A 17,676-nucleotide genomic window follows, 5' to 3' on the forward strand; every position below is an offset into this window, starting at 1 on the left:
GCATTTCCTGCGGCGGCGGCGGTGGTGGGGCGGGCGGCGGCGCTTCGACCTGCGCCACGGCCACGGGCGCGCCGCCGAGGTTGAAGTTCAGGCCAACGAGCACGGTGTGCGAGGCATTGCGCGTGCTGAACTCAGCTCCGGCGCCTTCATTGAAGCGCGCGCGATTGGGTCGGAGATAACGATAGTCCACCGCCAGATCGACGCCCCGGCTGATCGCCAGCCGGACGCCGGCCAGCGCGTTCCAGGCAAACACCCAGTCGCTGTCATTCAGCAGCAGATCGGCCGCGGGCGACACGCGGATATTGTGCGCATCGATGCGTGCCGCGCCGGCGCCCGCTCCCACCGAGGCGGAGAAGGCCCCGGTGTTGATCACATCCACCAGCGCGTTGGCCATCACGGTCCAGTGGCGCATCCGCCCGGCCGGGTTGTCATAGCGGCCAGCGAGGCCGGCGGACGTGCTGGACAAGAGGTCGATGGAGCGCAGGCTGTTCTGGTGATAGCCGACGTCCAGCTCGGTGCGCAGCATCCCGAAATCATAACCAAGGCGCGCCGCCGCAGCCCAACCGCGCTTTTCGGTGGTGTCGAAATCCGGCAGCGCGGTGCCATTGGCGCTGAACTGGCGGTCGGTGGGAAACACCATGCCGCCGCGCAGGCCGATATACCAGTTCTGGTCGCGGGCGGTGGCCGGTGTCGCTGCGAGCGCCAGGGCAATGATGCCAAGAGCGCCCAGCCGTGTGGAGCTGGTCATGTTCATTCCTTTACATCATCGGAAGTCTTGGTGATGGCCTTGCCAGCGGATTGCACATCATCGCCGAAACCGGCGGCGGTCGCGCAGCCTGTGGTCAAAAGAAGCGCTGCCGCGCAGATAGCGAGTATAGCTTGGTTGTTCATGTTGAATTCCTTCAAGCAGCGAACAGGGAACGATCCCGACGCGCTGCGGTTCCATGAACAATTGAGATTCAGTGAAATTTATTCTGGTCTAGCGCCTGCTCTGCCTCGGAACCATTGGGCTGCTGACGGGTTGTAGGGTGTAGACGACAGACGCATGGGCAGCCGCCGCGCAGGCCGGCATCGCCTGCATCCATCGTCTGCCCCCGCCTGCGCTTGACCCCGCGAAGGACCCCATCATGAGCACCCACAACAGCACCACGGTCGCGCCCACCAACCTGCCGCACACCGCGCTGATCAGCAGCGAGAGCGTCACCGGCACCGATGTCTATAATCACGATGGCGAAAAGCTTGGCAGCATCGATGCCATGATGATCGACAAGCAGTCGGGCCAGGTGCGCTTCGTCGTCATGTCGTTTGGCGGCTTCCTAGGGATTGGCGAACGCTATCACCAGCTGCCCTGGACCGGCCTGACCTATGACAGCGACCGCAAGGGCTATGTCGTCAACATCAGCCGCGCCAGCCTGAAGAACGCGCCAACCCTCAGCCGCGATGAGCTTGCCCGCTTCGATTATGATCGCCAGTCGGCCTCGATCGACGGCTATTATGGCAAGCTGGATGGCTTCTACACGCCTGAGCAACAGGCGCGCCGCAATGGCGGTGTCAATGCCGGCACCGTCGCCGGCGATGAACTGCCGCCCGGCGACTATCGCCGCAACTGAACCCGATCTCTTGGCGGCCGGCGAGCCGGCCGCCAATGTCCGGCCCAACTTCAGTCAGACACGAACCAGCCCGATGGCGCCTGATCGTGGATCGCAGACGGGTGCAAGGATTTCCCAGCGATCAGAGTGCCAATCTTCATTTGCCCTGGCGCGCCAGTATTCGACAATCGCGCAGTCTCGAATCTGCGCCTGTTTCTTTTGCCCGCAGGGGCGGGTGGTAGAGTCCTGCTGGGCGCGCGTTGGGGCGGCGCGGGTTCTATCCGGCGCTTGTCATGCTGCGGCGACGGCCTTCAGCCGATCGCGCGCGGTGATTGATGGCGCGGCCTGCTCGTCCTCGAACGTCCACACCTGAAACTGCTGCAACTCGTGCGGGCCGAAGCTGTTGATCAGCGGCACATCGGCGGCATCGCGGCCCCGGGCGATGATGATGCGGCCGATGCGGCGAGCGTTGTTGCGGGGATCGAACACGTGCCAGCCGCCTTCCAGATAGACCTCCATCCAGGCGCTGAAGTCCATCGGATCCACGACCGGCACGCCGATATCGCCGAGGTGGCCGTTCACATAGCGGGCCGGGATGTTCAGGCAGCGGCACAGGGCGATGGCGAGATGGGTGTAATCGCGGCACACGCCCACCTGCTGTTCCAGCGTGTCGAGTGCGGTGCGCGTGGCGCTGGCCTGGCCATAATCGAAGTGGACATGGGCATGCACGAAATCGCAGATCGCCTGCACCCGGCCCCAGCCGGGCGGCACGGCGCCGAACCGGTCCCAGGCGAACTGGCTTAGCCGGTCGGTCTCGCAATAGCGGCTGCCGAGCAGGAACAGCAGGCACGATGACGGCAGTTCTGCTACCGCGACTTCGCCGGCGTCCGGGAAGACGCGGTCTGGTGCGTCATCGCATTCTACGGTGGAGCCCCCGACCAGCGTGATCGCCCCAGCCGGCGCAACGAGGCGCTGGCAACGGTTGCCATAGAGATCAATATACTCGTTATTCCCGTCCCCCAGGCTGCTGCGGTGCCGTTCCTCGTGCAGGCGGGCATTCGCCTGCCCGGCGCGCACGGCCAGCATGGTCACCAGCGCCGTGGGCTCGGCGAAGGTCATCTTGATGCGATAGCCGCAGCGGATCAGCATGGGGCGGCCTGCATCAGACGCGACTTTCCAGCCACATCGGCGCCGCCGCTTCCCAGTCGGCGCGCACGATCAGATCAAGTTCGTCAAGGCTGATCGGCACTTGCCGGCCCTGGTTGGACATGGCGCCAAGCGCCGGCAACTGCAGGAAGGCGGCGATGGTGCGGTAGGTGACGAAGCTTTCCCCCAGGATCACCTCCTGATGGGCGGTCAGGCCATAGGTGCCCGGCGGCTGCGGCTGAGAGAGACCTGGCAGCCGGAAGTGGCGCTGGAACAGCACTTGCGATCGGATGGTACGGGTGGCAGCGGCCGGCACGGCTCAGGCCCGCCGGCGGCTGAACAGGTTCACGACCAGCATGACCAGCGCAACGACAAGCAGCAAGTGGATGAGGCCGCCCAGCGTGTAGGCAGTGGCCAGGCCAAGGGCCCAGAGCACCACCAGCACGAGAATGATCCCATAGAGCATGTCGTATCTCCCTTGTTGTGGCCGGGCCCAGCCGGCCTCAGCGGCAGCGCACGCTGTTGCGGTCGATGGCGCGGCCGGCGACACCGCCGGCAATGGCCCCCAGCACGGTGCCCAGCGTTTCGGAGCCGCCCGGTGCGATGATGTTGCCCAGCACGCCGCCAGCCACCGCGCCGACGATCAGCCCGGTGCTGCCATCCGGGCGGCGGCAGTAATAGCGCCCGTCCTGCCCGCGATAGATGCGATCCTGCTCGCGCAGCCGGCGCTCGCGCTGGCGCGGTGTCTCGTAATAATATCGGCTGGGGTCATAGCTGCCGTACTGCGGATCAGGCCGGTTGTAATCGTACCGGCGCCAGTCGCGTGACGGCCGGCGGTCGGAGAAATCCGAGGCGCAGCCGGTGATGAGTATCGATGCCGCAAGGGCGCTCATGACGATCCGCATGGAAGGTCTCCCAGGATGGTCTTTTCGGGCCCCGGCGTCCGGCCCGGGAACGCTTCCCGAACCGCTAACTTCGGTGCCCGGCCAGTTGGCCAGACCTTGCAAGCATCGGGCCAGCGCGGCCTGATGGGGAGCATCGGATTCTACCCTTGAGCCAGGGGCCTTGCCGGCATCAGCGGCGGCCCGTGGGTAGAATCCGTCGGTGCCGGGAAACGCGGCCGGCGCCTAACTTGCAATCTCTGCCCCGGCCGGACCCAAAGCGGGATGCGTTCCACGCCCGCTGCCGGGGCAGAACCCTGCCATCCCGGCAGAACAAGGAATTCCGATCATGAGCATCAACAAGAACCGCGTCGCCGGCGCCGCCAAACAGGCCGTCGGTGCTACCAAGGAAGCCGTTGGCCACGCCGTTGGCGATCGCAGCCTCGAAGTGTCCGGCAAGGTCCAGAAGGTCGAAGGCAAGGTGCAGAGCGCCGTTGGCAAGGCCACCGACAACCTGAAGGACATGACCAAGCGCTGACGCCGCAGGCCGGGCCGTGATGGCCCGGCCCGCTGCCCGGCCAGCACCTGATCTTGGGGTGGGGGAGATTCCACGATGTCGATCGGCACCATTGTCCTGATCGTCCTGCTGTTGCTGCTGGTCGGCGCGCTGCCCACCTGGCGTCACAGTTCGGGCTGGGGCTATTTCCCCAGCGGCCTCCTGGGCGTGCTGCTGGTGGTGGGCCTGGTGCTGCTGCTGACCGGGCGACTGTAGGCGCTTGCCCGTATTGCGCTGCGACAGGTCGCTGCGCATCTGCTACCTTAGAGATCAACGTGCGTGTCTGTGCGTTCCACAAGGCGTCCAAATCTGACTGATGAACGTCCTCGGCGCGCTGCCGGGCCAGCCAAGCAGCAAGCACCCGGCTTGGCGCCCCGCCTGGCATCCCGGCAGATGGTTGTGGCGATCGGCGGTTCCGCCGGCGCCCTCGACGCGGTGCGTGGCCTGATCGCTGGCCTGCCGGCGCGCAGTGGCATCGCCTATATTCTTGTTCAGCACCTCGATCCCGATCATCTGTCGATGCTGCCCGCGCTGCTGGCCGATGCCACGCCGTTTCCGGTGGTGGAGATCAGCGACGGCATGGCGCTGCAGCCCGATCGGCTGCACGTGATCCCGGCCGGCGCGCGCGTCGCGGTGACCGGTGGCGTGCTGCGCCTGTCGCCTGCCACGCACCACGAAGGCCCGCGCCTGCCGATCGATTTCCTGTTGCAGTCGCTGGCCCTCGAACAGCAGCTCAGGGTGGTGGCGGTGCTGCTGTCGGGCCAGGGGGCCGATGGCCGCGACGGGGTGCGCGCCGTCCACCAGGCCGGCGGCTATGTGATCGCCCAGGATCCGCTGGAAGCCGGCTATGACAGCATGCCCGCCGCCGCGATTGCCACCGGCTGCGTGGATGCCATCCTGCCGGTGGCCGCCATGGGGGCCGCCATCATCGATCGCCGCAACCGGCTGCCGCTGCCGTTGCCGACCACGATTGCCAGCGACTGGATTGCGCCGGTGCTGGAACGGCTGAAGCAGGGCGGCCATGATTTCAGCGGCTACAAGCCGGGCACCATGCAGCGCCGCATCGAACGGCGGGCGCGCATGGCCGCGCATCCGGGCAGCACCGGCGCCGCGGCGCTGGCCGCCTATGTCAAACGGCTGGAACAGGATGACGAGGAGCTGCAGGCGCTGGCCAACGACCTGTTGATCAACGTCACCAGCTTCTTCCGCGATGAAGACGTGTTCGACACGCTGGCCACAAGGATCATCCCCGATCTGGTGCGCCGGCACGACGGCAACCGGCCGATCCGGCTGTGGTGCGCCGGCTGCAGCAGCGGCGAGGAAGCCTGGTCGCTGGCCATGCTGTTCCTCGAGGAGATCGCCCGCAACCGGCCGGGGCTGAAGCTGCAGATCTTTGCCACCGATCTTGATCCCGATGCCATCGCCACGGCGCGCCACGGTGTCTACCCACACACGATCGAGCGCGAGGTGAGCCGGGAACGGCTGCAGCGCTTCTTCATCGCCGATGACGAAGGCTGGCGGGTTGGCCCCATCCTGCAGGCCTGCGTGGTGCTGGCCGTCCACGATCTGCTCACCGATCCGCCGTTCTCGCGGATCGATCTGGTCTCGTGTCGCAACCTCCTCATCTATCTGCAGCCGGCCGCCCAGGCCCGGGCCATCGGCCTGTTCCATTTCGCGTTGTCGCCCGGTGGGCTGCTGCTGCTCGGCAAGGCCGAAACGGTGATGGAGAGCGAAGACGGGCCGCCGGCCTTCACCCTGGTGTCGCGGCCGGCGCATCTGTATCGCCGCAACGCCAGCCGCAAGCCGCTGCCGCCCATTCCGCTCGAACCGGGCCAGATCTGGGTGGCCGAGGGCCGGCCGCCACGGGAGCCACCGTGGCCGCTGCCCAGCCTGCCTTCGGCGCGCCTGCAGGCGCTGGAGGCTGAACTGGCCAGCATCCGCGTCGAACTGGCCCGCGCCGACAGCCAACCCGATGGCATCGATGCCGACCGGCTGGCAATTCATGCCGACACCGTGTCGCGCAACCAGGAATATCAGAGCGCCAATGAGGAGCTGATCACCTCGCAGGAAGAGCTGCAGTCCCTGAACGAGGAGCTGGTGGCCCTGAACGGCCAGCTGCAGGAAACCATCGACCGCCAGCGCACCATGGCAGACGATCTGCAGAACATTCTCTACAGCACAAATGTCGCCACCATCTTCCTCGATCTCGACCAGCATATCCGCTTCTTCACGCCGGCAACGCGCGTGCTGTTCCACATGCTGCCCGGCGATATCGGCCGCCCCTTCGGCGACCTGGCGCCGCTGGCCCCCGATCCGCAGCTGGCCAGCGACATCGCGGCGGTTGAAGCCGGGGAGCTGCCGCCTGACCGGGAAGTCGCCACCCCCACCGGCATCTGCTTCAGCCGCAAGGTGCTACCCTATCGCGCCCACGACAATCATGTCGAAGGCGTGATCATCACCTATACCGACGTCACCGACCGCAAGCAGGCCGAGCGGGTGATGCAGGAGGCCCGCCATACGGCCGAGACGGCCAACCTGGCCAAGTCGCGCTTCCTGGCGGCGGCCAGCCATGATCTTCGCCAGCCGCTGCAATCGCTGGTGCTGTTGCAGGAACTGCTGGCCCGCAAGGCCACTGACGAGGACAGTCGGCAGCTGCTGGTCCGGCAGTCGCAGACGCTCGAAGCCATGTCGGCCATGCTCGATGGCCTGCTCGACATCAACCGCATCGAGGCCGATGCCGTGGAGATCGCGCAGGGCAGCTTCGCGCTCGATCCGCTGCTCGCCGAGATCGTGGAGGGCCTGGCGCTGCAGGCGACGGCCAGCAAGCTGAAGCTGCGCCATGTCCGCACCGGCTGCCATGTCGTGTCCGATCGCCGGCTGCTGGCCGGGATGCTCCGCAACCTGGTGGCCAACGCGCTGAAATACACGGTGAAGGGCGGCGTGCTGGTGGGCGCGCGCCGGCGCGGCAATACCGTTCGCATCGAGGTGTGGGACAGCGGCATCGGCATCCCGAAAGACCAGCAGAGAGTGATCTTCGAACCCTATCAACAGCTCGGTCCGGCGGCCGTCGATCGCGGCAGCGGCCTTGGGCTTGGCCTGTCGATCGTGCGCAGCCTGGGCGACATGCTGGGCCACGCGGTGGAGGTGCGATCGCGCGATGGCGACGGCCAGGGCCATGGCTCGGTGTTCAGCATCACCGTGCCGCTGGCGGGGTCTGAAGCCGCGGCGCCGGCCGGGCCGGCCATCGCTGCGCTGCCGCAGGCGCCGTTGCCCGGCACCGCCGCCCGCATCCTGATCATCGATGATGAAGCCGGCGTGCGCGAACTGCTGGAGCAATTGCTGCGCGAGGCCGGCCACGAGGTGGTGGCCGCCAGCGACGATGTGGAGGCGTTGGCGGCGCTGGCCCAGCACACGCCCGATCTCATCATCTCGGATTTCCGGCTGGCCAGTGGGCGCGATGGCCTGGAACTGGCCCGCGCGTTGCGCGCGGCCATCCGGCAACAGCATGATCGCCATGTGCCGGTGATCATGCTGACCGGCGACATCTCGATCGAGGCGCTGGCGCGCTTTGCGGCCAACGACATCGTGCGTCTGTCCAAACCGGTGCGGGCCGCCGATCTGGATGCCGCGATCGCCGCCGCGCTGGTCCGCCCCCACGACGATGTGCCGCCGGTGGCAGGCCTGGTCCACATCATCGACGATGATCCCGAAGTGCTGCGCGAGCTTGGCACTGCGCTGGGCGACGCCGGCCTGGTGGTGGCGCTGCACGGCTCGGCCGAAGCGTTCCGCGCCGACTGGGCTGGCGACCGCAACTGCTGTTTGCTGATCGATGCCTTGCTGCCGGGCGAAAGCGGCCTTGATCTCTTGTCCAGCCTGCAGGCCGCCGGCACGCTACCGCCCAGCATCATGATCACCGGCCAGGGCGATATCGGCATGGCGGTCGCTGCCATGAAGGCCGGCGCGCTGGATTTCATCGAGAAGCCGGCCCATGGCGAGGAGATCATCAGCAGCGTCACGCGGGCGCTGGCCAGCCGTGCCGATGCCGGGCAGGCAGGCACCGAAAGGGCTGCGGCCGCCGCCCGGCTGGCGCCACTCACGGCGCGCCAGCGCGAGGTGATGGCCCGCGTGCTGCAAGGCCAGCCCAGCAAGAATATCGCGGCCGATCTGAAGCTGAGCCAGCGCACCGTGGAGCATCACCGCGCGGCCATCATGCACCGCACCGGCTGCAAATCGCTGCCGGAACTGGCCAGGCTGGTCATGATCGCCGATCCCGGTGGCGCCAATCGTTGATGGCGGGACCGGAACCGGCGATCGCGTCCCAGCCCTGGGGGGACTGAAACAGAGGCCGGATCAGGCGGCCACGGTCACCGCTCGGGTGCGCCGGCGGGCCATCGTTCCCACCGCGCCAAAGCCCAGCAGCAGCATCGCCCAGGTCTCGGGTTCCGGCACGGCATTGCCCTCGATGAAGGCCGACCCGGCAAACGAGCCGGCGGTGTTGGCATCAAAGGCCGAACCGAAGCCGTTGGCGGCAATGGTGAACGGCGGCGTGATGCCGGTGAAGGCCAGCGAGAAGTTGCGGAAATCGAAGTCGGGCAGGGTGAACAGGCTCGACGTATAGCCGATCATGTTGAACGGATCGGTGGAGATCACGCTGCCCGAGCCGCCATTGGCATCGAAGTTGAACGTCGCATTGGTGAAGGCCACGGTGAGCTGGCTGATCCCGCTGGTGAAGGACATCTGGCCATCCCAACCGGTCTGTTCGAACTGCGGCCCGGTGTTCACCACAGGTGCGCTTCGTCGTCATGTCGTTTGGCGGCTTCCTGGGGATTGGCGAACGCTATCACCAGCTGCCCTGGACCGGCCTGACCTATGACAGCGACCGCAAGGGCTATGTCGTCAACATCAGCCGCGCCAGCCTGAAGAACGCGCCAACCCTCAGCCGCGATGAGCTTGCCCGCTTCGATTATGATCGCCAGTCGGCCTCGATCGACGGTTATTATGGCAAGCTGGATGGCTTCTACACGCCTGAGCAACAGGCGCGCCGCAATGGCGGCGCCAATGCCGGCATCGTCGCCGGCGATGAACTGCCGCCCGGGGACTTATCGCCGCAACTGATCCTGGCGCCGCAACTGACCCTGGCTCCAGCATGACGGCCGCGCCAGCGCGGCCGTCATGTCAGGGTGCGCCGGCGCGCGCCGGGCACGCTCGACGGGAGGGCGGATGCCCTCCCGTCGGTACTCAGAAGGTCTTGCCCAGCGAGATACGGATGGTCCGCCGCGGTGCCAGCGTCTCATAGATGGCAACAAACGGATCCGGCCCGGCAAAGCCGAAATCGGCGCCCTTGGCGTTGGTGATGTTCTCACCCGAGATGTTGAGGAAGAAGCCCTCCGGCGCATCGACCCGGGCATTCAGGGCGAGGGTGGTGAAGCTGGGCGTGAACAGGCCTTCGCCCAACTGGTTGAACTTGCTGCTGCGATGCTTGACCTGGCCGCCGAAGGTGAGGGCGGTGTCGCCCTTCAGGGGCACCCGCCAATCCAGCCGCGAGGCGCCCGAGAAGCGCGGCGACTGGGTGAGGCGCAGGCTGGGGTTCAGCTGTTCCGCATCGGCCCAGGTCACACCGCCGCTCCAGGTCAGCGCGTCGGTCAGCCGCCACGACCAGTTGCCTTCCACCCCACGCGACCGGGCGCGGTCGTTGCTGGACACGAACAGGCCGGCGGCGGTGAACTGCAGCTGCTGCAGGCCGAACACGTCGATCCAGAAGGCCGCGGCGTTCAGGGTGAGCCGGTTGTCGAACAGCGTCGCCTTGACGCCGGCTTCATAACTGTTGGCGCGCTCGTTGCCGATGCGCGCGTCGCGGTTGGGATTGCCGGCGCCGACGCCCGGATCGAACGGCACGGTCTGGAACTCGCCATAGCCGCCGGCCTTGCCGCCGCGAGAGGCCGCCGCATAGAGCATCACGTCCTCGCTGGCCTTGTACTGGACCGAGATATTGCCGGCGAGCAGGTCGTCGGTCGCACGGTCGAGGCGCTGGAAGGGGAAGGGCGCGTTGATGAAGGTGTTCCACAGGGTGAACGGCGCCACGGCGGTGCGGCCGAAATCAACCCGCTTGCGTTCATGGGTGTAGCGCAGGCCCAGGTTGACGGTGAGCCTGTCGGTTGCCTCGTACGTGACCGAGCCGAAGGCGGAGAAGGCGTCGGTCTTCTGGCGGAAATCGTTGGTGTAGCTGCCGTTGAACAGCTGGCCTTCATCCGGGGTGCCAGGCGGGAAATCGGGAATGCCCCAGATGCTGCGCTGAAGCATGTTCCACTTGGACGTGAAGAAGAAGCCGCCGACGATCCAGTTCAGCTTGCTGTCACCGGTCGACGCGAGGCGCAGTTCCTGGCTGAACTGGCTGTAGTTTTCCGACCGCAGGAAAAGGTTGAAGTCCTTGTTGTTGAAGTCGAAGTCGTTGTTGCCGATGTTCTCGAACCAGGCCGCCGACGTGATCGAGGTCAGCTCCACACCATCGAAATCATAGGTGATGGTGCCGATCGGCATATCAATGGTGGTGCGCAGATAGTCATCGCCGCCGCGCAGTTCCGGGCTGGAACTGAACGACTGCTTGACGCCGCTGCGATAGGTGACGGGACCAACGGACGGCCCGGTGCCCAGGCCCAGGCCAGCCAGGCCGAGATCGGTGATCTGGTTGGCGCTGCCCACCCGCTTCTGATCGGTGTGCTGGTACGACAGCAGCACGGTCAGCTGGTCATCGGGGGTGAACTTCAGGATGCCGCGCACACCCCAGTTGGTGTCGGTCGGCACACGCTGGTTGGTGGTTTCGTTGAGCAGCCAGCCCCGGTCATGGGTCACGCGGCCAGCCACGCGGATGCTGATCTTGTCATTGACCGGCACGGTGATGGCGCCATCGCCCAGCAAACCGCCGTTCTGCACCTCGCCGCCCAGTTCGACGCGGCCTTCCAGCCGGTCGCCGGGCTGGGTGTTGACGATCGAGATGCCGCCCAGCGAGGTGTTCTTGCCCAGCAGCGTGCTCTGCGTGCCCTTGATCAGCTCGACGCGCTGCGCGTCAAACACGGGGGCGTTGTAAAGCCGCACGTTGCCCATGAAGGCGCCATCGACGAACATGCCGATGGAATTGTCGAAGGCGACATTGCCGGCCGCCGTGCCGATGCCGCGGAAGGTGACACCCGGGCTGTCCGACGGGGAGCGGGCATATTCAAAGCCCGGCACCACGGTGGACAGCTTGCTGATGTTGTCGGTCTGCCGCACGGCCAGCGCCGCGCCGTTGGTGACGTCGATCGAGATCGGCACGTCCTGCAAATTCTGCGCGCGCTTCTGAGCGGTGACGATGATCTCTTCGCTCTCGTCGGTTGCTGCTGCCGTCTGAGCCAGCGCCGCGTTGCCGATCAGCGATGACAGCGCGGTGGCTGCCAGCCAGAAATTCCTCATGTGATCCCCCTTCAAGGCCTGTTGTTGTGGTGTCGTGATTTGCGGCTCCTGGTGGCCGCGTCGGTTCAGGCGGTGCGTTCCGCCGCGATCAGTTCCTCGATCCAGCGCCGTCCCTTGATCGAGTGTTCATCGGCCCGCACCAGCAGTTCGGTGGGGTTGGGCGTGCGGCGGATCATCTGTTCGATGGCGTGGGTGGCATCGACATCCTGCTGGATGACGCCTTCGAACACCGTGTTCATGATGTCGGTCACCTGGCTGTTGTCGGTGGCAAAGTTGCGTGACCAGGCGAGGAAATAGTTGGTGCGGTCCGGCCCGGCCGGGGTGACAGCATGGTGGACGCGGAACTCGCCGATCACCTCGCCGCCGGGCTTCCTGAAGCTTTCCAGCGCGACATGGACGGACGGGGCATAGAAATCGATCAGCACCAGCCGTTCCACCGGCCCGTCATAGCCCAGCACCTCGGCAAAGAAGCCGGTGAGGGTCTCTCCGGGGATGAAGCGGCTGCCGCGCAGATAGCGGTCAGTCTGCGTCACCTCCACCTTGGTGGCCGCCACGGCCTCGGTGCCGATGGTGGCGGCGTGCAGGAAGGAGAGGTGCGAGATGTCGGTGAGATTTTCGTGCAGCAGCTGCGGCCGGCATTCCAGCACGCGGTCCAGCGCCGCCACCGCCAGCCAGCCGGGGCTGGTGATCTTCATCTCGTCGTGATCGGGGATCATCGCCGGATCGGCCAGGGCGGGATCGCCCATCCAGATCCACAGCCACTGCCATTTCTCCACCAGCGGGAAGGCCTTGACCCGGCACACCGCCGGGATGGTCACCTGGCTGGGGATGCGGACGCAAGCGCCATCGGGGCCGAAGGTGAAGCCGTGATAGCCGCACTCCAGCGCGTTGCCGCGGATGATGCTGCGCGCCAGCGGATAGTTGCGGTGCGGGCAGCGGCCCTCCAGCGCGATCGGCGTGCCGGCCTCGTCGCGGTAGAGCGCGACTGGCTCCCCCAGGATCCAGCGTTCCACCGGGGTCTGGTTGTTGAGTTCGTGGCTCCAGCCGGCGACGTACCATTGGTTGCGCGGGTAGTCATACCCCGGCTGCAATGGCCACATCCCCAGATCCTCCCCCGAATAGTTCGATTATCGAAAATAATTTCGCATAGTAGAATCCAAGCGCGCTTGTCAAATGATTCTGCTGCAATGGCGCTGCCGTCGCTGGTCCCGCCGCGCGCTCCGGTCGTATCAACAGGATGGCCAGACTCTGACCGACTACGCGCGCCGCGAGGCGATGCCATGACGGCCAAGTCCGGCTATGCTGCTGCCAGGTGGCGCACGGCGGCCTGGGACCCGGCCGCTGCAAGGGGCTCAGGTGACCGGAAGGGGAGAGGTGGGGATGCCGGCGGCGGTGAACGTGCAAGGAGCCACACCTTCCGGCATGCGCCTGATCCCGGGCGGTGCCTTCACCATGGGTGCAATGGATGGCTATCCCGAGGAGGCGCCGCTGCGCCGGGTCGCGCTCGACCCGTTCTTCATCGACGAAACGCCGGTGACCAACCGGCAGTTCGCCCGCTTCGTGGCCGCGACCGGCCATGTCACCGTGGCCGAGGTGGCGCCCGATCCGCGCCAGTATCCCGGCATGCCGCCCGAACTGGCGGTGCCGGGATCGCTGGTGTTCACCCCGCCCGCCGGCCCGGTGCCGCTCGACCGGCCCGATCTGTGGTGGCGCTTCGTGCCCGGGGCCGACTGGCGCCATCCACAGGGGCCGGGGCCGGACATCGAGGCGTTGGGCCTGATGGATCATCCGGTGGTGCAGGTGGCCTGGGCCGATGCGGCGGCCTATGCGCGCTGGGCCGGCAAGGCGTTGCCCACCGAGGCCGAGCATGAATGTGCCGCGCGCGGTGGATTGGAGGGGATGCGCTATGCCTGGGGCGATGAACTTGCCCCCGGCGGCCGCCAGATGGCCAATATCTGGCAGGGTGTCTTTCCCCACGACCATCACGGTCGGGCTGGCACGACGCCAGTGGGGCGCTTTCCGCCCAATGGCCATGGTCTCTACGACATGATCGGCAATGTCTGGGAATGGACGGCGGACTGGTGGGAGGAGCGGCCGCGGCGGGCTGCCAAGCGCCATCCTGACGCCTGCTGCACGCTCCGCAACCCGCGCGGCGGGACGCTCCACGCCAGTTTCGATCCGGCCATGCCGCACGTGAAGATCGGCCGCAAGGTGCTGAAGGGCGGTTCGCACCTGTGTGCCGAGAACCACTGCCAGCGCTATCGCCCGGCGGCGCGCCACCCCGAGATGATCGACACCGCCACCACCCACATCGGCTTTCGCTGCGTGAAGCGCGTCAGTCCACCGGCAGCAGGCGGCCGGTCTTCACGTCATAGATGAAGCCGTGCACGGGGATAGTGTCCGGCGTGAGCGGGTGATTGCGGATGCGCGCCACGTCGTCCCGCACGCTCTGGGCAAGATCGCGGAAGGTCAGCCAGGCGACATGCCAGCCTTCGGTGCTGCCGCCTTCGCTTTGCGGGTTCGTCCAGGTCTTGCCGTCGAAGCTGGCGGTGGCGCGGCTGGTTTCCAGCAGCGTTGCCATGGTCGGCCCGTCGAACAATTCCATCCCGCAATCGGTGTGGTGGATGACGAACCATTCGCGCGTGCCCAGCAGCTTGTGGGAGATGACCAGCGAGCGAATGGCATCGTCGCTGGCGCGGCCGCCGGCGTTGCGGATCACGTGCGCATCGCCTTCGGCCAGCCCGGCATATTTGGCCGGATCGAGCCGGGCATCCATGCAGGTGAGGATGGCAAAGCCGCGCGCCGGCGGCAGGGCGAGATTGCCCTTGTCCCCGAAATCGGCGGCATAGGCCTGGTTGGCGGCGGTCACTTCGTTGCGGATCTGGGTCATGGGACGCTCCTTCAAGGCCTGTCATCGCCTATCCCCGCCGGTGCGCACGAAGAAGAAATTCTGCGTGACCGACAATGATGGCTCGCGGCGGCGACAGAGGCGCTAATGTGAGGGCATGATTCGCCGCACTCTTCTTGTCAGCCTGGTGCTGTTCGCTCTGCCGGCCGCCGCGCAGGAGACGCCACCAGCGCCACCCGCCGCGCCCGCCACGGTCGATGTTGTGATGGAAACGGGCGAGGGCCGCATCGTCATCGCGCTCGACACCACCCGGGCGCCGGTGACGGCCGGCTATATCCTCCGCCACGTCGATGAAAAGCGGCTCGATGGCGCCGCCTTCTACCGCGCCTACAAGGTCACGCCGGATGGCAGCATCGGGCTGGTCCAGGGCGGCATCCAGGACGGGCGCAAACTGCTGCCGCCCGTGGCGCATGAGCCGACGACGACCACCGGCCTCACCCATGATGAAGGCGCCATCAGCCTGGCGCGCGGGGCGCCGGGCACGGCGCAGGCGCAGTTCTTCATCATCCTCGGCAACCTCAAGGCGCTGGATGCCGATCCGGCCGCCGCTGGCGACAACCTGGGCTATGCCGTCTTCGGCCGCGTCATCGAGGGGATGGACGTGGTGCGCCGCATCCTCAACGTGCCGCTGTCGCTCACCAAGGGGGAGGGCGCCATGAAGGGGCAGATGATCGAGACGCCGGTGCCGATCACCACCGTGCGCCGGGTGATCCCGCTGCCGCCGAACCCGGTGCCAAAGGCGGCGCCGAAGAAGCCGACAAGCCGCCGCCGTTAAAGATAGGGCGGCGCGTGCCAGCCCTTGGGCGAGGCCGTGAAGATCTCGGCGCCCGTCTCGGTGATCCCGATGCTGTGCTCGAACTGGGCCGACAGGCTGCGGTCACGGGTCACCGCCGTCCAGCCATCATCGAGCAGCTTCACCGCCGGGCCGCCGGCGTTGATCATCGGCTCGATGGTGAAGAACATGCCCGGCCGCAGTACCACGCCGCGCCCCGGCCGACCGATGTGCACCACGTTGGGCGCGGTGTGGAAATCCTGGCCCAGCCCGTGGCCGCAGAAATCCCGGACCACGCTCATGCGGTTCTGTTCGGCATGGGTCTGGATGGCGTGGCCGACATCGCCCAGCGTGTTGCCCGGCTTGGCCGCCGCGATGCCCAGCATCAGGCACTCGTGCGTCACCTCGACGAGGCGCCGGGCCTTCAAGGGCACGTCGCCCACCAGGAACATGCGGCTGGTGTCGCCATACCAGCCGTCGACCACCACGGTCACGTCGATGTTGACGATGTCGCCGCTCTTCAGCTTCTTCGGCCCCGGGATGCCGTGGCACACCACGTGATTGACGCTGATGCACAGCGAATGCGAAAAGCCGCGATAGAAGACGGTGGCCGAACTGGCGCCGGCAGCGCGCACATACTCCCACGCCATCGTGTCGAGATCGATGGTCGCCACCTCCGGCAGCACGTGCGGGGTCAGGTGATCGAGCACTTCGGCGGCGAGCTGGCCGGCCCGGCGCATGGCCTCGAACGCGGCGGGCCCGTGCAGGCGCAGCTGCCCCTCCTGCGGGTCCATCACCGTGGTATAGAGCGGCTGGGTCATGCCCGGCACATAGGCACAAGTTGCGGCAAAGTCCATGATGGCCAGCAGCGCGCGGCTTCGCTATGGGCAGCCCCATGAGCGACCTCATCAGCGACCGCATCTACACCGCCGCCCTTGTCATCATCGGCGATGAAATCCTGTCGGGCCGCACGCAGGATGCCAACCTGGCCTATCTGGCCAAGTGGCTTGGGGTGCAGGGCATCCGCCTCAAGGAAGTGCGCGTGGTGTCCGACGACATGGACGCCATCGCCGAAGCGGTGAACAGCCTGCGCGTGAAGCACGACTATCTGTTCACCACCGGCGGCATCGGCCCGACGCATGATGACATCACCGTGGATGCCATCGCCGCCGCGCTGGGGCGCGACGTGATCGTCCATCCGGATGCGCGCGCCATCCTGGCCGATCATTATGGCGATCAGCTGACCGACGCGCGCCTCAGGATGGCGCGCACCCCGGCCGGCGCCAGCCTGATCGAGAACCCGCGGACCAAGGCGCCGGGCATTCGCGTCGAGAACATCTTCATCATGGCCGGCGTGCCGATGATCACGCAGGGCATGCTGGCGGCGCTGGACGGGCAGCTGGAGGGCGGCGCCCCGGTATTGTCGCGCACGGTGGCGGCCTGGACCCAGGAAAGCCGCGCCGCCGACATCCTGAAGCGCACCGAGAAGGACAATCCCGGCGTTCAGATCGGCAGCTATCCCTTCTGGCGCGAGGGGCGGACGGGCGCCAACTTCGTCATCCGCTCCACCGATCCCGATCAGCTGGCTCTCGTGGCCGAAAAGCTGATGGCAGGGCTGGCCGAAGCTGGTATCAGCCCGGTGGACGGAGAATTGTGAAGGGTCGCACCATGGCGATTGTCCGATGGGTCCTGCTCGTGGCGCTGGCGTTCGGCTTCCTGCTGCTGGCAGTGTCGAACTGGACCCCGGTGGATTTCATCCTGCCCGATGGTTCGGTCCGCGCCGTGCCGTTGCCGTTGCTGTTGGGCCTCGCCTTCCTGGCCGGGGTCATCCCAACCTGGGCGTGGATGGCGGTGCGCCCGCTGGCGCCGCGCCGTGCACCCCTGCCGCGCGGCGAACGTACCGAGGTGGCACCAGCCGTTTCGGCCGCGACGCAGAGCTGACCGGTCATGACCAATCCCGTGTTCGTGGCGCTCGACACGCCCGATGTCGCCGCAGCGCGCCGCCTCGTCGCGGCGGTGGCGCCGCATGTCGGCGGCATCAAGCTGGGGCTGGAGTTCTTCTGCGCGCACGGCCCGGCGGGCATCGCTGCGGTGATGGAGGGGCAGGCCCTGCCGCTTTTCCTCGACCTGAAATTGCACGACATTCCGAACACCGTGGCCGGCGCCGTCCACAGTCTGGCGCCGCTGGCGCCGGCGATCATCACCGTGCATGCCGCAGGTGGCCACGCCATGCTGGCCGCGGCCCGCGCGGCAGCACCAGCAGCAACGAAGGTCGTTGCGGTCACCGTGCTCACCAGCCTTGATGACGCCGATCTGCTCAGCGCTGGCGTCCCGGACGGCGCCGCCGCACAGGCGCTGCGGCTGGCCGGCGTGGCGCG

At 66.9% G+C, this 17,676-nt stretch carries 21 protein-coding genes; 10 read left to right on the forward strand and 11 right to left on the reverse strand.

Going from position 1 to position 17,676, the window contains the following annotated elements; genetic code table 11:
• A partial coding sequence (locus GJV64_RS02835; protein WP_164155774.1) for an outer membrane protein occupies nt 1-748 on the reverse strand: 748 nt, incomplete at its 3' end.
• Between the two features lie 2 nt (nt 749-750).
• Complete coding sequence (locus GJV64_RS02840) at nt 751-891, reverse strand: entericidin EcnA/B family protein (protein WP_164155775.1); 141 nt, start codon at nt 889-891, stop codon at nt 751-753.
• 236 nt (nt 892-1,127) lie between these two features.
• On the opposite strand from GJV64_RS02840, the gene GJV64_RS02845 reads away from it, so the two are divergent.
• Nucleotides 1,128-1,610, forward strand: coding sequence for a PRC-barrel domain-containing protein (locus GJV64_RS02845; RefSeq protein WP_164155776.1), 483 nt, complete (start codon nt 1,128-1,130; stop codon nt 1,608-1,610).
• Nucleotides 1,611-1,880: 270 nt separating this feature from the next.
• Here GJV64_RS02845 and GJV64_RS02850 read toward each other — a convergent pair whose 3' ends face one another.
• From GJV64_RS02850 to GJV64_RS02865, 4 genes are read right to left on the reverse strand one after another with little or no spacing between them, the layout of a single operon-like run.
• Nucleotides 1,881-2,738 (reverse strand): transglutaminase-like domain-containing protein, encoded by an 858-nt coding sequence (locus tag GJV64_RS02850; RefSeq protein ID WP_164155777.1) that lies wholly within the window; start codon nt 2,736-2,738, stop codon nt 1,881-1,883.
• Between the two features lie 13 nt (nt 2,739-2,751).
• Nucleotides 2,752-3,051, reverse strand: a complete 300-nt coding sequence (locus GJV64_RS02855) for a hypothetical protein (RefSeq protein ID WP_164155778.1) — start codon at nt 3,049-3,051, stop codon at nt 2,752-2,754.
• A gap of 3 nt (nt 3,052-3,054) precedes the next feature.
• Nucleotides 3,055-3,201 (reverse strand): lmo0937 family membrane protein, encoded by a 147-nt coding sequence (locus GJV64_RS02860; RefSeq protein WP_164155779.1) that lies wholly within the window; start codon nt 3,199-3,201, stop codon nt 3,055-3,057.
• 37 nt (nt 3,202-3,238) lie between these two features.
• Entirely contained in the window at nt 3,239-3,628 is a 390-nt protein-coding gene (locus GJV64_RS02865; RefSeq protein ID WP_408014963.1) for a glycine zipper 2TM domain-containing protein, read from the reverse strand.
• Nucleotides 3,629-3,965: 337 nt separating this feature from the next.
• Between GJV64_RS02865 and GJV64_RS02870 the strand changes: the two genes are divergently transcribed.
• The 3 genes from GJV64_RS02870 to GJV64_RS02880 all read left to right on the forward strand — a co-directional run bounded on the left by GJV64_RS02870 (nt 3,966) and on the right by GJV64_RS02880 (nt 8,462).
• A complete protein-coding gene (locus GJV64_RS02870) occupies nt 3,966-4,154 on the forward strand; it encodes a CsbD family protein (protein ID WP_205599505.1) in 189 nt (62 codons plus the stop codon).
• A gap of 75 nt (nt 4,155-4,229) precedes the next feature.
• Nucleotides 4,230-4,388 carry a DUF3309 family protein gene (locus GJV64_RS02875; RefSeq protein WP_164155781.1) on the forward strand — a complete coding sequence of 53 codons (159 nt, stop codon included), beginning with the start codon at nt 4,230-4,232 and terminating at the stop codon, nt 4,386-4,388.
• Between the two features lie 177 nt (nt 4,389-4,565).
• Nucleotides 4,566-8,462 (forward strand): CheR family methyltransferase, encoded by a 3,897-nt coding sequence (locus GJV64_RS02880; protein WP_164155782.1) that lies wholly within the window; start codon nt 4,566-4,568, stop codon nt 8,460-8,462.
• 60 nt (nt 8,463-8,522) lie between these two features.
• Here the strand turns inward: GJV64_RS02880 and GJV64_RS02885 are convergent, their stop codons facing one another.
• Nucleotides 8,523-8,954, reverse strand: a complete 432-nt coding sequence (locus GJV64_RS02885; RefSeq protein WP_164155783.1) for a PEPxxWA-CTERM sorting domain-containing protein — start codon at nt 8,952-8,954, stop codon at nt 8,523-8,525.
• A 5-nt stretch (nt 8,955-8,959) separates the two neighbouring features.
• Here GJV64_RS02885 and GJV64_RS02890 point away from each other — a divergent pair, with 5 nt between their 5' ends.
• A complete protein-coding gene (locus tag GJV64_RS02890) occupies nt 8,960-9,322 on the forward strand; it encodes a hypothetical protein (RefSeq protein ID WP_164155784.1) in 363 nt (120 codons plus the stop codon).
• 88 nt (nt 9,323-9,410) lie between these two features.
• Here GJV64_RS02890 and GJV64_RS02895 read toward each other — a convergent pair whose 3' ends face one another.
• Both GJV64_RS02895 and GJV64_RS02900 read right to left on the reverse strand, forming a co-directional pair.
• Entirely contained in the window at nt 9,411-11,618 is a 2,208-nt protein-coding gene (locus GJV64_RS02895) for a TonB-dependent receptor (RefSeq protein WP_164155785.1), read from the reverse strand.
• A 65-nt stretch (nt 11,619-11,683) separates the two neighbouring features.
• Nucleotides 11,684-12,718 carry an aromatic ring-hydroxylating dioxygenase subunit alpha gene (locus GJV64_RS02900; RefSeq protein WP_164155786.1) on the reverse strand — a complete coding sequence of 345 codons (1,035 nt, stop codon included), beginning with the start codon at nt 12,716-12,718 and terminating at the stop codon, nt 11,684-11,686.
• A 322-nt stretch (nt 12,719-13,040) separates the two neighbouring features.
• Here GJV64_RS02900 and GJV64_RS02905 point away from each other — a divergent pair, with 322 nt between their 5' ends.
• Nucleotides 13,041-13,997, forward strand: a complete 957-nt coding sequence (locus tag GJV64_RS02905) for a formylglycine-generating enzyme family protein (protein WP_164155787.1) — start codon at nt 13,041-13,043, stop codon at nt 13,995-13,997.
• Here the strand turns inward: GJV64_RS02905 and GJV64_RS02910 are convergent.
• Nucleotides 13,954-14,508: a beta-class carbonic anhydrase gene (locus GJV64_RS02910; RefSeq protein WP_164155788.1), complete on the reverse strand. Its 555-nt coding sequence runs from the start codon at nt 14,506-14,508 to the stop codon at nt 13,954-13,956. The genes GJV64_RS02905 and GJV64_RS02910 overlap by 44 nt on opposite strands.
• Nucleotides 14,509-14,623: 115 nt before the next feature.
• Between GJV64_RS02910 and GJV64_RS02915 the strand changes: the two genes are divergently transcribed.
• On the forward strand, nt 14,624-15,301 hold the full coding sequence (locus GJV64_RS02915) for a peptidylprolyl isomerase (RefSeq protein WP_164155789.1): 678 nt from the start codon (nt 14,624-14,626) through the stop codon (nt 15,299-15,301).
• Here GJV64_RS02915 and map read toward each other — a convergent pair.
• Nucleotides 15,298-16,119 (reverse strand): type I methionyl aminopeptidase, encoded by an 822-nt coding sequence (map, locus tag GJV64_RS02920; protein WP_164155793.1) that lies wholly within the window; start codon nt 16,117-16,119, stop codon nt 15,298-15,300. The genes GJV64_RS02915 and map overlap by 4 nt on opposite strands.
• A 74-nt stretch (nt 16,120-16,193) precedes the next feature.
• Here map and GJV64_RS02925 point away from each other — a divergent pair, with 74 nt between their 5' ends.
• The 3 genes from GJV64_RS02925 to GJV64_RS02935 all read left to right on the forward strand — a co-directional run.
• Nucleotides 16,194-16,955, forward strand: a complete 762-nt coding sequence (locus GJV64_RS02925) for a competence/damage-inducible protein A (protein ID WP_164155790.1) — start codon at nt 16,194-16,196, stop codon at nt 16,953-16,955.
• A gap of 11 nt (nt 16,956-16,966) precedes the next feature.
• On the forward strand, nt 16,967-17,239 hold the full coding sequence (locus GJV64_RS02930; RefSeq protein ID WP_164155791.1) for a hypothetical protein: 273 nt from the start codon (nt 16,967-16,969) through the stop codon (nt 17,237-17,239).
• A gap of 6 nt (nt 17,240-17,245) precedes the next feature.
• A partial coding sequence (locus GJV64_RS02935) for an orotidine 5'-phosphate decarboxylase / HUMPS family protein (protein ID WP_205599506.1) occupies nt 17,246-17,676 on the forward strand: 431 nt, incomplete at its 3' end.

Source organism: Sandarakinorhabdus rubra (genome assembly GCF_010994245.1).
Classification (GTDB): domain Bacteria; phylum Pseudomonadota; class Alphaproteobacteria; order Sphingomonadales; family Sphingomonadaceae; genus Sandarakinorhabdus; species Sandarakinorhabdus rubra.